The 12,811-nt window shown below is 62.2% G+C and carries 12 protein-coding genes; 9 read left to right on the top strand and 3 right to left on the bottom strand.

Annotated elements, in window-relative coordinates; translation table 11 throughout:
• Genes TQ29_RS18950 through TQ29_RS18925 form a run of 6 tightly spaced genes read left to right on the top strand, consistent with a single transcriptional unit; the run spans position 1 to position 4,759 of the window.
• Positions 1-696 carry a TrbG/VirB9 family P-type conjugative transfer protein gene (locus TQ29_RS18950; protein ID WP_054540681.1) on the top strand — a complete coding sequence of 232 codons (696 nt, stop codon included), beginning with the start codon at positions 1-3 and terminating at the stop codon, positions 694-696.
• Complete coding sequence (locus TQ29_RS18945) at positions 693-2,072, top strand: TrbI/VirB10 family protein (RefSeq protein ID WP_054540680.1); 1,380 nt, start codon at positions 693-695, stop codon at positions 2,070-2,072. The genes TQ29_RS18950 and TQ29_RS18945 overlap by 4 nt, the downstream gene beginning before the upstream one ends.
• A gap of 4 nt (positions 2,073-2,076) precedes the next feature.
• A complete protein-coding gene (locus TQ29_RS18940; RefSeq protein WP_054540679.1) occupies positions 2,077-3,063 on the top strand; it encodes an ATPase, T2SS/T4P/T4SS family in 987 nt (328 codons plus the stop codon).
• A complete protein-coding gene (locus TQ29_RS18935) occupies positions 3,060-3,254 on the top strand; it encodes a DUF4177 domain-containing protein (protein ID WP_054540678.1) in 195 nt (64 codons plus the stop codon). The genes TQ29_RS18940 and TQ29_RS18935 overlap by 4 nt, the downstream gene beginning before the upstream one ends.
• Positions 3,251-3,670 (top strand): hypothetical protein, encoded by a 420-nt coding sequence (locus TQ29_RS18930; RefSeq protein ID WP_054540677.1) that lies wholly within the window; start codon positions 3,251-3,253, stop codon positions 3,668-3,670. The genes TQ29_RS18935 and TQ29_RS18930 overlap by 4 nt, the downstream gene beginning before the upstream one ends.
• 12 nt (positions 3,671-3,682) lie before the next feature.
• A complete protein-coding gene (locus TQ29_RS18925) occupies positions 3,683-4,759 on the top strand; it encodes a type IV secretion system protein (protein ID WP_054540676.1) in 1,077 nt (358 codons plus the stop codon).
• A gap of 247 nt (positions 4,760-5,006) precedes the next feature.
• Here the strand turns inward: TQ29_RS18925 and TQ29_RS18920 are convergent, their stop codons facing one another.
• From TQ29_RS18920 to TQ29_RS18910, 3 genes are all read right to left on the bottom strand, one after another.
• The gene (locus TQ29_RS18920) at positions 5,007-6,074 is read right to left on the bottom strand and encodes an IS110 family transposase (protein WP_054540675.1); all 1,068 of its coding nucleotides are present in this window, start codon (positions 6,072-6,074) and stop codon (positions 5,007-5,009) included.
• A 455-nt stretch (positions 6,075-6,529) separates the two neighbouring features.
• Complete coding sequence (locus TQ29_RS18915) at positions 6,530-7,690, bottom strand: acyl-CoA dehydrogenase family protein (protein WP_054540674.1); 1,161 nt, start codon at positions 7,688-7,690, stop codon at positions 6,530-6,532.
• A gap of 19 nt (positions 7,691-7,709) precedes the next feature.
• A complete protein-coding gene (locus TQ29_RS18910) occupies positions 7,710-8,501 on the bottom strand; it encodes an IclR family transcriptional regulator (protein WP_054540673.1) in 792 nt (263 codons plus the stop codon).
• 537 nt (positions 8,502-9,038) lie between these two features.
• Between TQ29_RS18910 and TQ29_RS18905 the strand changes: the two genes are divergently transcribed.
• The 3 genes from TQ29_RS18905 (at position 9,039) to TQ29_RS18895 (ending at position 12,530) form a co-directional block, all read left to right on the top strand.
• Entirely contained in the window at positions 9,039-9,941 is a 903-nt protein-coding gene (locus TQ29_RS18905) for an alpha/beta hydrolase (protein WP_054540672.1), read from the top strand.
• Between the two features lie 115 nt (positions 9,942-10,056).
• On the top strand, positions 10,057-11,694 hold the full coding sequence (locus tag TQ29_RS18900; RefSeq protein WP_054540671.1) for an NAD(P)/FAD-dependent oxidoreductase: 1,638 nt from the start codon (positions 10,057-10,059) through the stop codon (positions 11,692-11,694).
• An 80-nt stretch (positions 11,695-11,774) separates the two neighbouring features.
• Entirely contained in the window at positions 11,775-12,530 is a 756-nt protein-coding gene (locus TQ29_RS18895) for a glucose 1-dehydrogenase (RefSeq protein ID WP_054540670.1), read from the top strand.
• The last annotated feature ends 281 nt before the right edge of the window (positions 12,531-12,811 follow it).

The following is a 12,811-nucleotide window of genomic DNA, read 5'->3' as shown; positions in this document are numbered from 1 at the left end:
TTGTTGTTTATAAGATCGCTTATTTTTGTCATTGCCCTGTTGCCGGGCCTCGCCTCTGCCGAAGCCATCCCGCGTGGCGGTCCCAACGACAGCCGAGTGCGCTTGGCCACCTACCAGGAGGGTCAGGTCTACCGTCTCAGCGTGTCGCTCACCCATGTGACCACCATCGAGTTCGGCGAGGGCGAAAGCATCCGCTCGATCATCGCGGGCGACACCGAGGGCTTCGAGATCGACGGCGTCCCGGGCGGTCAGGCCTTCGCGATCAAGCCTGTGGCGCGCGGGGTGCATACCAATGTGACAGTCTATACCAACCGCCGCAGCTACTACTTCAACGTCCAGGAGGTCCGCAGCCCAACCTTCTACGTGGTGCAGTTCCGCTATCCGGAGGACGATGCGCGCCCGACCCGGGCCATCGCCGCCCAAGCGCCGAACTACAACTACGGTGCCAGCGCGCGGACCGAGTTTACGCCAACCCGCATCTGGGATGACGGGACGTTCACGTATTTCGCGTTTCCAAGAAACGCGCCTGTGCCCGCGATCTTCCGCTACGCGGGCGGCCGCGAGCGCACGGTCAACACGCAAACTCCTGAAGACGGCGTGATCCGCGTCAGCGGAGTGAACCGCCAATGGGTCCTGCGACTTGGCGAAGAGGTGGTCTGCATCGAGGCAATCCCGCCCGGGGAGGCCGCCTCATGAGCGATACCGAGAACACCGAGCTGGAAAAACGCCTCGCCGCCCTTGAGAAAGGCAGTGCCCGCGCCCCCATAGCGGCGCAGCGCCGGTCGCCCCTTCTCGCGCTGGTCGTGGTCCTCGTCATCGGCGCGGGTGGTGCCCTGCTCTATCTTCTCTCCCAGCCCGAGGAAGAGGAAGCCCTGCCGACGGCCACCCCGGACGTGTTTCAAAACGAGGGGGACGGCTTTGGTGCCATCGAGACCTTGCCCCCGCCCGAGCCAGAGGTCGTGTTCGTCGGACCGGATCCAGTCGAGCCCAACGCGGAGCTTCTGGCGCAGATCACCGCCTTGCAGACCCAGATCGAGGAATTGCGCAACGCCCCCGAACCGGTCGTCGAGGAAGACACCGCCGCCGCAGAGGCGATCGACGCGCTGACCGCTCAGATCGCGGCGCTACAAGCCGCCTCGGAAGCCGCACAGCAACGATTTCAGGACGAACTGACGGCGCGGGATCGCAGCCTTGAGCAACTCCGCATGGATCTGGAACTGGCCCAACTCGAGGCCAGCCGACCGCAACCCGCGCCAGTGGGCCCCACGGAAGATGAGCTGCGCGCACGCGAGCAAGAGCGACTGCGCCGCGAGGAAGAAGCCCGGCGCATGGCCGAGCTGGAGCGCCGCGCCGCGGAGGAACGCGCCTTCCAGGAGCGGCGCATCACCTCGCCCACCATCGCTTTTGGCGGTGCCTCCGGAGCGAATGAAACGGCTCTGACCGAACGCACTTTTGGCGAGGTGACGGATTTCGTGCTGAACGGGGCGCTGCCCTCGACGGTGACGCAGGCCGAGGTGATCGCCAATCCCTCCAACACGATTCTACAGGGCACCATGATCCAAGCCGTCATGGAAACTGCCCTTGACAGCTCCCTGCCCGGCCAGACCCGTGCCGTGGTGTCCGAGGATGTCTACAGCGTCGATGGCGTGCGCCTCTTGATCCCCCGCGGATCCCGTCTCGTCGGGCGCTACCGCGCTGGCGTCGATATCGCGCAGCGCCGCGTCACGATCGCCTGGGACCGGATCATCCTGCCCGACAACCAGACCGTCCAGATCAGCTCCTTCGGAGGTGATGAACTGGGCCGTTCCGGTGTCACGGGGTTCGTGGACACGCGCTTTGCCGAGCGTTTCGGGTCGGCCGCCCTGATTTCGCTGATTTCCGCCGCACCAAGTGCCGCCGCATCCGAGGTCCAGGATGAGACTGCCGCCGACGTTCTCGAAGACGTGGGCGATGATCTGGCAGATGCGACGGACAGCGTCATCGGCGATTATCTCTCCATCGGCCCCGTCATCTATGTCGACCAAGGCGCACGCGTCACGGTCATGGTCGACCGCGATCTGGAGATATTCTGAGCCCATGTCGCTGAGCTATCTCGAAACCTCGCTCGACCGGATTAACGCCGCCGCCCGCGACGACGTCATCGAGATCTGCATCAATCCCGACGGGACCTGTTGGGGCGAATTCCAGGGCGATCACTTCATGCGCGCGCTGGACCAGAGGCTGACCGGCGTTCAGGTCAGGGACCTCGGCAACCAGATCGCCTCATCGGCCAATACCACGATGAGCAAGGACCGCCCCATCGTCTCGGTTTCGATCACCTACAAGGGGCGCCCGATCCGCGCACAGGTCATCACCCCGCCCGCCGTGCTCTCGGCCATGTCGATCAGCCTGCGGTTCTTCTCAAGCCTGCCACTCGAGGGCATTGCGCTCGATTTCCTCTACGGAAAAGAGCGCAAGCTCGAAGACCTGCGCGTCGAAAAAAAGCGCGCCTTGCGCGCAGTGGTGGCCGCGGGTTTGATCGATGATGCGCTGGCCTTCTGCGTCGAGAACAAACTCAACATGATCGTCTCGGGTGGCACCTCCACCGGCAAGACCGTCGCCGCGCGCAAGATCCTCTCTCACGTACCGGCCGAGGAACGCATCGTGACCATCGAAGAAGCGGCCGAGCTTCTGCCGACCCAGCCAAATGCCGTGACCCTCATCGCCAATCGTGACGCGGAATTCCAGACCGCCGATGTGCTTCTCACCGCCACGCTGCGCATGCGCCCCGACCGGATCATCCTGGGCGAGGTGCGCGGCAAGGAGGCCATGACCTTTCTGGAAGCCATCAACACCGGCCATGGCGGGTCCATGACCACGCTGCATGCCGAAACCCCGCAATTGGCAGTACAGCGGCTCGCCATCGCAGCTCTGAAGACCGAAATCCCGATGACCTATTCGGACATGATCCAGTACATCGAAAATTCCATCGATGTGATCATCCAGGCCGGTCGCCATGACGGCAAACGCGGCATCACCGAATTCTACCTCCCCGGCGCAACTGAGATTGGAATTTCCCCATGAAGACGTTTGAATACAATATCCTGTCCTTCCCCATGACCCGTAAGACCAGCCTCTCCGACATGCAGGCCAGCCTGAACGAGAAGGGCGCAGACGGGTGGGAGGTGGTGTCGATCAGCACTTCGGAATTCGCCAATGTCGGGCACACGGTCTTCCTGAAGCGCGAAACCGCGCCCCTCGGAGCCGCAGCATGATGCGGGCGCGACGCCGCTTTCCGCTGAGTGCGCTGGCCGTGGCCCTGGGCCTGACGACCACCCCCGCCCTCGCCGAGCGCAACCTTGTGCCGACCCTCGAGCGCAGCTTTGACGTTTGTCCGGACCGGCCCGCCGAGCCGCTCTGGATGCAGGAGATCCCGCTCCGCCAAGTATACCATCGCGTCCTGGTCCAGGACATCTACAGGGCACAGAACCTCGAGCGGGTCGTCGAGACCGGCAACTGCGACTGCGCGACCCGGTTCCCGTCCTGGGACGCGGCCGAGGCCGTGTTTCGGGAGAGCTACGCGAGCGACGAACGGTGGGAAATGCTGCAATCCTCGGACGCCTACAACCGCCGCGCCAATGCCGCCCGCCCTGCCGCCCAGGCAATCTGCGACGCCGCAGGCAATTGGTAAGGCAGCCCCGCGATGAGTGTCGTCACCTACTTCGTTGAAACCTCCCAGGCCTATCTCGACACCGCCGCTGAGACCCAGTTTGGTGCGGTTGCGGCAACGGTCGGCACGCTCCTGGTTTTGGGGACAACGCTGGTGGTGATCCTCGTCGGCATCAACATGATCTATCAATATCGGGCCATGGATGGGCACACGGCTTTCTGGCTCGCGGTCAAGATCGGGCTCATCGGGATATTCGCGACCAATTGGATGCAGTTCAACGCGTTCTCGTCTGCCATTCTCTATGGGATCGACAGTATCGCGGGCGCGCTTGTAGCTTCCGTCGGCGGCGGCAGCCCGGGCCCTTCAGGCACCTTCGCGGAGGAATTCGACCGGCTGATCGCGGAGCTGGGCAACTATTTGAACGCTGCCGGGTCCGAACTGAACTGGATGGCCGGCGCCATGCTCGACATCGTCGGTGTTCTTCTGCTCTCAATCCTCGGCGGACTGGCCGCCTTCATCCTCGTGGCCTCCCGACTGATGATCGCGCTTCTGATCGGGATCGCGCCAGTGATGATCTTCCTGACGCTGTTCGAGGTGACCAAGGATTACTTCGCGCGCTGGTTATCCGCGCTTATCTCCTTCGCGATCTACCCTATCGTGATCGCAGGGGTCTTCGCGACCATCACCGGGGTGGCCTCGGCTCTCATCGGCGAGTTGGGTGATCCGGAAGGGGCTTCCAACATTGGTGCCCTTCTCCCCTTCTTCATGATGGTCCTCATGGCCAAGGGCTTCATCATCGCAACACCCTTCATTGTCCGCGCGATCTCCGGCAACATCATGATGCCTGCCCTCTCCGGAGGCCTCGGTGGCGGATACAGTTTCGCCCGCGCCGCCATGGGAAGCCAGCAGGCCTACAATCGCTACCTCATCGGCGGGGCCAGTGGCGCGGAATACGCAGCCCTCAGGGCGCGGCAGTTCTTCGGGGTGCAGCAGATGCCCGTGCGGCAAGGCATGGGGCAGACGGGTTCTGCAGGCGTCACAGGGTCCGCAGACTCAGGATCAAAAATGCTGGCGCAACTGGCACGGTTGGGGAGGTTAGGGCGGCGGTGACGGCCCAAATGTATGTGTCGGCTGCTGTTCGCAATCGAGAGTTTGGCACGATTTCGGAAATCGCTCATATGTATCCGGCCTGTTGATCGGCTCGCGGGCCGTGGCCTTGATGGGGTTACGCACGCGCCTTGGTCTCATTAGCGGATAGGTCGATGATGACCATTTGGGCCGTCAGACTCTGGGGGCGTATCTTCTCCGTTCCATGCTGTCCTCTCTATCGCGAACTCCTTGGTGACCGTGGAAGGCGTCAGATCGCTTCCATGGCCGCGTCTTTTGGCGCGTCGAACCGGGTGCCGTGTCGCAGAAGGCTCCAGGCGGTTCGAGCGAGTTTGTTGGCAAGCGCGACGGCCGCTTTGTTTCGCGGCATACGGGCGACCGCAGCGGTCAGCCACGGGCCGAAACTGAAGTCCGACCATCGGTGTGGGCGCATCATGATCACTTTTGCCGCCTGCACGAACAACATCCTCAGATAGCGGCTGCCGCGTTTGGTGATCCTGCCGAGAATGGTGCGACCGCCGGTGCTGAACTGTCGCGGCACCAGGCCAACCCATGCCGCGAAATCGCGCCCCCGGTCGAATGCTTCGCCTTTGCCGACGGCCGCGACCATCGCCGTCGAAATCATCGGCCCGATGCCGGGTATTGTCATGATGTTGGCGCAGTTCTCTTCGGTGCGGCTGATCTCTTCGATCTCGCCAGAGACATCCGCGATCCGTTTGTCCAGCCAGAGCCAGTCGCCATAGAACCCGATCAGAATGCCGCTCATCCAGGGCGATATCTCATCCCGTCGCTGTTCGAGGATCGTCTCGAAGGAATTCTTCAGCGCTCGCAGCCCCGACCTGACGGTGATGCCCTGTTCGATCAGGAAGGCCCGGATCTGGTTGATGGTGGCCGTGCGCCGAGAAACCAGCCGTGCCCGGACCCGGTGCAGGGCTTGAAGGTCGAGCTGATCCTGGTCTTTCTCCGAAACGGTCCGAAGGTTGGGTCGCAACGCAGCTTCTGCGATCGCCTCGGCGTCGTTGTAATCGTTCTTCTGGCCCTTGTTGAACGGCTTCACGTAAATCGCCGGTATGATTCGCGGCTCGAACCCCATGCCCCGCAGCGTTCGGCTTACAAAATGGGCGCTGAGGCAAGCCTCCATTCCCACGATGCAGCGTGGGAGTTGCTCAAAAGTGGCATTCAGGGCCAAGCGCTTGATCTGCTTGCGCATGACCAACTGGCCGGACCGGTCGAACCCGACCAGGTGAAACGTATCCTTCCCGATGTCGATCCCGATGACGGCGAGGTCTTCGATGCTTCCTGTTTTCTTTGCACACATAGCTGCTTCTCCTTGTTGCGCGGTTGATCCCGGTTAAGGATAACCCAACGGTGGGGAAGCAGCCGACACATCCCATTAGCCGACTTTCAGAGGGAATGTGGTTGGGAGCGTGGTCGCCGCAGTGGAGCACCGCTCGGAGCGAGCCTAGCACTTGAGCATTTGAAAACTGCGCACTTAGCCCGCCCGCGCCGCAGCGCTAACAGGAATGCCCGCGCCAAACGTGCAGACAGTCGAAATGACCAAGAGACCCGCAGGGTGGGCGGCTGCGGAACATGAAGCACGCATTGCTCTCACGCCTATGAAATAACTGACGTCTTGCGCTACATGTAGTATTTGCGCATTGTCAGTTCACAACAGATCAACCTGCGCAGGTACTCTTTGTCGGGCGCTCCGGCCTGCCATACGATCCTGGAGGGGCAAAGGAAGTTGAAGTTCACTGCAAGGCTCCGTAATATTCAGGCTGCGGCATCGCGGATCATGTTCCGCGCGATGACCATCTGCTGGATCTGGGTGGTTCCCTCGTAAATCCGGAACAACCGGACATCGCGGTAGAAGCGTTCGACGGCATAGTCGGCCATGTAGCCCGCCCCGCCGTGAATCTGCACTGCGCGATCCGCGACACGACCGACCATCTCGCTGGCATACATCTTGCAGCAGGCGGCATCAGTGGAGACATTGACACCGGCATCCTTGCGGCGCGCGGTTTCCTCGATCATGCAGCGTGCCGCAAAAGCCTCGGCGCGGCTGTCGGCCAGCATCGCCTGCACAAGTTGCTTTCCGGCGATGGGTTCCCCGAATTGCTTGCGCTCCATTGCATAGGCAAGGCTGTCGCGGATCAGCCGTTCCGCCGCCCCGACACAGACCGCCGAGATGTGCAGCCGACCACGATCCAACACCTTCATCGCGGTCTTGAAACCCTGGTTCTCGCGGCCGGATCCGCCGATGATGTTGTCAGCAGGAACGCGGACGTCTTGCAGGATGACATCGCTGGTGTGCGAGCCCTTCTGTCCCATTTTCCTGTCATGCGGCCCGACCGACAGCCCCGGCGTCCCGGCCTCGACCAGAAAGGCGGACACTCCCGAGGCATTTGTCGTTGCTGGATCAGTGCGTGCGAAAACCGTGAAGACATGGGCGTGCGGAGCATTGGTGATGAAACGCTTCGTGCCATTGAGGACGAAATGGTCCCCATCGCGGCGAGCCGAGGTGCGCACCGAGCCTGCGTCAGAGCCTGCGTCAGGTTCCGTCAGCGCGAACGAGGCGATCATCTCACCGCTTGCAAGCTTCGGCAGGTAGGTCGCCTTCTGCTCCGGCGTGCCGTCGATGATGATCCCCTGCGAGCCGATGCCGTTGTTTGTGCCGACGAGCGAGCGGAATACAGGCGACGTCTGCCCCAGCACGAAGGCTGCTGCAACCTCTTCAGCCATCGTCAGGCCCAGACCGCCGAACTCCTCGGGGATCGACATGCCGAAAAGTCCCATATCTCGGATTTCGGCGATCAGCGCGGGTGGAATGGCATCCTCTTCCGCCACCCGCTCCTCGTTCGGGATCAGGCGCTCCTTCACGAAGCGGTCCAGTGTGTCCAGAAATTGTGCAAGCGTTTCGGGGTCTAGTGACATGATGTTCGAAGTCCTGAATTCAGTGGGCCACCGCCGACACGCGGCGGACGAGTTCGGTAAGACGGGGCGCGATATCGCTTTCAATCCAGTCGCGCGTCAGGGTCTGGGACGGCCCGCCACAGTTGAAGGCCATGACCGGCGAGCCATCCCGCGGCGCAAGCGCCACGGCGACGGAATTGACATCCGGCTTCCATTCAGTGAGCGACATGCAATAGCCACGCTCCTGATAGCATTCGATCGCAGCCTCGATCCCGCGCCTGACTTCCGGCCAGGCGGCCCCTTCGTGCTGCACAAACTGTTCGAACAACGCGGCACGCTGTTCGGGAGGGATGACAGCAAGATAGGCGCGCCCTGCAGCGGTGGTTGCCATCTTGATATGGGCACCGACCTCGATGGCAAGTGTCACCGCATTCTCTCCTCGGCAACGCTCCAGATAAACCATGGTCAGGCGATCCGGGCTTGCCAGAGCGACAGGCATCCCGGTGTGGTCGGCAAGTTCCTGCATATAGGGCTTTGCGATCTGGCGCAGTGGTATGCCAGCAAGGCACGAAAACCCCAGCGAAAGCACCGGCGGCGCAAGTTGATAGCGCGCAGTGTCGGGATTCCAGCTCAGATAGTCGAGCTTGTGGAGGGTATAGGTCAGGCGCGAGACAGTCGACTTGCTCAACCCGGTGCGCATGGCGAAGTCGCCGTTGCCAAGTGCCTCACCCTCGCGCCGAAAGGCACGAAGAATTTCGAGACCCCGCGCAAGAGCGACCACGAAATCGCGGTCCTGCCCATCGCTTTCTGCGTGCTCCTTGCGTGGTCGCACGTTCGCCCCTCCTCGGCAGACCGCCCCTATATGAATCTAGGGTAGCAGGCGCTAAAGTCTCTGTCAATATCGCGGAATACTTTTCCGCTCTGCGGAATATATCACCTCACCGCCGACTGCTGAACAATAATCCGCTTGTCGGAATAAACACCTCTCCGCTCATGTGATGCGAACGTAACACCGGGTGCGCGACCGCACCGGCGCGGAACGCAGTAACCGCTTGATCGAGGTCACGCCGAGTCATGCGTCTCTTCCGCTCTTATGGGCACTTTCGGCACGCTTCGTGTCCGCGAGGAACGAATTGCTTCTTGCAGGAAGGCCCGGCCTGGCGGCGTTCCAGCCCATGCCGCGCGGACGCGCGCCTCGACCGGGCAGCAAGAATACACAATGAACCGAGCAAGATTATCCAATACAGGCCACTGCAGCGGTTCTAGGCTCAAAGAATTGGAGGGCGATCCGCGACCGGCCTGTGCCGATTGGGATCTCGGTCGAGATGACGCGGACCTGCAAGACAAACCTGTCTCTGGGAGGAGAAATATGCCGATCAGCAAGGAAGCCGATACACTGCGTGCGCTCTATCAGAGTTGGACCGACCAGATGGTCGCGAATCCGAATCTCTCGATCCTGAATCTGCGCAGCATGTTCGATGAATGGGGCCAGCCCGCGCTGGAGCCCGAGAACGTCACCTACAAGAGCGACCATGTCGGCGGCGTCGAGGCGATCTGGGCGCTGCCTGCGGGCGCCGACACCAAGCGCGTGATTCTCTATACCCATGGCGGCGGTTTCTGCGTGGGGTCGGCCGACAGCCACCGCAAGATGGTGGGGCATCTGGCCAAGGCTCTGGGCGTGACGGCCTGCAACCTGCATTATCGCCGTGCGCCGGAACACCCCTTCCCCGCCCAGATCGAAGACGCCGTGGCCGCCTACAAGGCGCTGCTGGCCAAGGGTTTTGATGCAAAGAACATCCTGACGGCGGGCGACAGTGCCGGTGGCAACCTTGCCGTTGCCTCGGTTCTCAAATTCCGCGAGCTTGGCCTGCCGCTGCCGGGTGCCGTCATCGCCTATTCGCCCTGGCTCGACATGGCACTGCGCGGCAAGACGCTGGAAACCAATGCCGGGACGGACGCTCTTGTCAGCCGTGCCATCCTGGAAGGGATGTCGGGAATGTTCCTGGGCGGTGCGACCGACCCGCTGAACCCGCTGGCCAACCCGCTGGAAAACGACTTCACCGGCTTCCCGCCGCTCTACATCACCTGCGGAAGCGCCGAGACGCTGCAGAGCGACTCGGAAGCGCTGCACGCCAAGGCCAAGGCCGCGGGCGTGAAGACGACGCTTTCGGTGGTTCCCGGCATGCAGCACGTCTTTCCGTCGCTGGCGGGCCGTGCGCCCGAGGCCGATCAGGAAATTGCCCGCATCGCCACCTGGTATCGCGCGCTGTGATTGCGCCACCCGATGTCGCATTGCGGCGCTGGGCGGCCTGACGCGTCAAGACAATCAATCCGGCGCCAGGCCCGTATCGCACGGGGCTTCGGAGCCATGATATGGGAAGAGAAACATGACCGAGACTCTTGAAACCACCAAGACCAAAGGGGCCGATTTCGATGCTGTCGTCGTCGGCGCGGGCTTCGGCGGCCTCTACTCCGTTTACAAACTTCGCAATGAGCAGGGCCTGAACGTCAAGGCCTATGACAGCGCCGGCGATGTCGGCGGCACCTGGTTCTGGAACCGCTATCCGGGCGCCTTGTCGGACACGGAAAGCTTCGTCTACCGCTATTCCTTCAGCGGCGAATTGCTGCAGAAAGGCCGCTGGAAGACCCGCTACCTGACCCAGCCCGAGATCCTCGCCTACATGAACGAGGTTGCGGATACCTACGATCTGCGCCGCAGCTACGAGTTCAACACCCGCGTCACCGCAGCCCGTTTCGACGAGGAAACCGGGCTCTGGCATGTGACCACCGACAAGGGACAGACCGTCACGGCGAAATACCTCATCACCGGTCTTGGCCTGCTGTCGGCGACGAACCTGCCCAAGTTCAAGGGCATCGACAGCTTCAAGGGACAGATCCTGCACACCGGCGCCTGGCCGGAGGGGATCGACCTGAAGGGCAAGCGCGTGGGCATCATCGGCACCGGCTCGACCGGGACTCAGGTGATCACCGCCACCGCCCCCATCGCGAAACACCTGACGGTGTTCCAGCGTTCGCCGCAATATGTCGTGCCGATCGGCAACACGCCGCAGGACGAGGCGACGATCGCCGCGCAGAAGGCCAGCTATGACGACATCTGGAAACAGGTGAAATCGTCGGCCGTGGCGTTCGGCTTCGAGGAAAGCACCATCCCTGCGGAAACAGCCACGCCCGAGGAACGCGAGCGCGTGTTCGAGGCGGCATGGCAGCGCGGCGGCGGCTTCTACTTCATGTTCGGCACCTTCTGCGACATCGCGACCAGCCAGATCGCCAATGACGCGGCGGCCGACTTCATCAAGAAGAAGATCGGGCAGATCGTGAAGGATCCCGAGACCGCGAGGAAGCTGACGCCGACCGACCTCTACGCCAAGCGGCCCTTGTGCGGGAACGACTACTACGGGGTCTACAACCGCCCCAACGTCACTCTGGCCGATGTGAAAGCCGATCCGATCGCGGAGTTCACCCCGACCGGCATCCGTCTGGCAAGCGGCGCCGAGCATGAGCTGGACGTGGTGATCTTCGCCACCGGCTTTGACGCGGTGGACGGCAACTACACGAGGATGGACCTGCGCGGCCGCGGCGGCGTCACCATGCGCGACAAGTGGAAGGACGGCCCCTTGGGCTATCTGGGCATGATGGAGACGGATTTCCCGAATCTCTTCATGATACTTGGCCCGAACGGCCCCTTCACAAACCTGCCGCCCAGCATCGAGACGCAGGTCGAATGGTTTTCGGACACCATCAAGATGATGGAGGCCAAGGGTCTGAAGAGCATCGAGCCGACCGAGGCTGCCCGCGACGAATGGGTCGCCCTGTGCCGCACGATTGCCGACATGACCCTGTTCCCGAAAGCTGACAGCTGGATCTTCGGTGCCAACATTCCTGGCAAGAAGAATGCCGTCATGTTCTACTTGGCGGGCCTCGGCAATTACCGCGCTGCGATCGACGCGGTTAAGGATGGTGGCTATGAGACCATGATCTTCGACCGCGAGAAGGCCTCAACCTGACGCGCTGGCCGGGGGGGAGATAGTGCCCTCCCGGCCACAGATTACTTCGACGAAAGCCGAAAAATTAAGGGAGAGAGTCTATGGGACGTGTATCTGGAAAAGTCGCCCTCGTGACGGGCGCTGCGATGGGGATGGGCAAGACCCACTCCGAACTTCTGGCGCGCGAGGGTGCGCATGTCTTTGTCACCGACCGCGACGTAGCGGCAGGCGAAGCGGTGGCCAAGGGCATCGTGGCGGCCGGGGGCAAAGCAGACTTCATCAAGCATGACGTGGCCAGCGAGGACGACTGGAACAACGCCATCGCGACGGTTCGGCAAAAGGCCGGGCGGCTGGACATTCTGGTGAACAACGCGGGTATCCTGATTCTGAAGCCGCTGCACGAAACCTCGCCCGAGGAATTCGACCGGACGATGAACATCAACGTGAAGGGTGTCTATCTGGGCATCCGCGCTGCGGTGCCGCTGATGAAGGAATCGGGCAAGGCCTCGATCATCAACATCTCGTCGATCTATGGCATCGTCGGGGCGGCCATGGCCGGGGCCTATATCACCTCCAAGGGCGCGGTGCGGCTGATGACCAAATCCTGCGCGGTCGATCTGATCCAGTTCGGCATCCGGGTGAACTCGGTCCATCCCGGTGTCATCGACACGCCAATGACCAAGGATCTGCTGCACGGCGATGCCGCGACCCGCAAGGCGATCATGGGGGCGACACTCTTCGACCGGCCCTGCCAGCCGGGCGAGGTATCGAACGCCGTTCTGTTCCTTGCCTCGGATGAGGCCTCGTTCGTGCACGGTGCGGAACTGGTGGTCGATGGTGGCTACACGGCCAACTGACCGTTCCGGGTCCACCGCGAAGGCGCAATCCTGAGAACCTGAGAACTGCCGGCAGCTTGCCTGTCGGCAGTCAACAATCGGGACAGTCGGAAAGCGCATTCCGCCTCGGAGAGTTGTGGCGCTACGGGCCACGTTGAGAGAATGGAAATCAATAGGGAGGAAATGATGATGTCGAAGCCAGGAAAGAATGTTCGGTATTCCGCAATCGTAGCGGCCGGGCTTGCTGCCCAGTGTCTAATGACGGGGACCGCCGCGTATGGGTGGGACGCGCAGCCGCGTGA

This window comes from Actibacterium sp. EMB200-NS6 (genome assembly GCF_001305615.1).
GTDB lineage: Bacteria > Pseudomonadota > Alphaproteobacteria > Rhodobacterales > Rhodobacteraceae > Actibacterium_A > Actibacterium_A naphthalenivorans.
Note: the sequence above shows the minus strand (reverse complement) of the source record. Positions and strands in the feature narration are given on the sequence as shown.

What these genes read in the sequence shown, in the direction of transcription:
- TQ29_RS18945 (WP_054540680.1), top strand. Translation starts at nt 693, where the DNA reads ATGAGCGATACCGAGAACACCGAGCTGGAAAAACGCCTCGCCGCCCTT.
- TQ29_RS18940 (WP_054540679.1), top strand. Translation starts at nt 2,077, where the DNA reads ATGTCGCTGAGCTATCTCGAAACCTCGCTCGACCGGATTAACGCCGCC.
- TQ29_RS18935 (WP_054540678.1), top strand. Translation starts at nt 3,060, where the DNA reads ATGAAGACGTTTGAATACAATATCCTGTCCTTCCCCATGACCCGTAAG.
- TQ29_RS18930 (WP_054540677.1), top strand. Translation starts at nt 3,251, where the DNA reads ATGATGCGGGCGCGACGCCGCTTTCCGCTGAGTGCGCTGGCCGTGGCC.
- TQ29_RS18925 (WP_054540676.1), top strand. Translation starts at nt 3,683, where the DNA reads ATGAGTGTCGTCACCTACTTCGTTGAAACCTCCCAGGCCTATCTCGAC.
- TQ29_RS18920 (WP_054540675.1), bottom strand. Translation starts at nt 6,074, where the DNA reads ATGTGTGCAAAGAAAACAGGAAGCATCGAAGACCTCGCCGTCATCGGG.
- TQ29_RS18915 (WP_054540674.1), bottom strand. Translation starts at nt 7,690, where the DNA reads ATGTCACTAGACCCCGAAACGCTTGCACAATTTCTGGACACACTGGAC.
- TQ29_RS18905 (WP_054540672.1), top strand. Translation starts at nt 9,039, where the DNA reads ATGCCGATCAGCAAGGAAGCCGATACACTGCGTGCGCTCTATCAGAGT.
- TQ29_RS18900 (WP_054540671.1), top strand. Translation starts at nt 10,057, where the DNA reads ATGACCGAGACTCTTGAAACCACCAAGACCAAAGGGGCCGATTTCGAT.
- TQ29_RS18895 (WP_054540670.1), top strand. Translation starts at nt 11,775, where the DNA reads ATGGGACGTGTATCTGGAAAAGTCGCCCTCGTGACGGGCGCTGCGATG.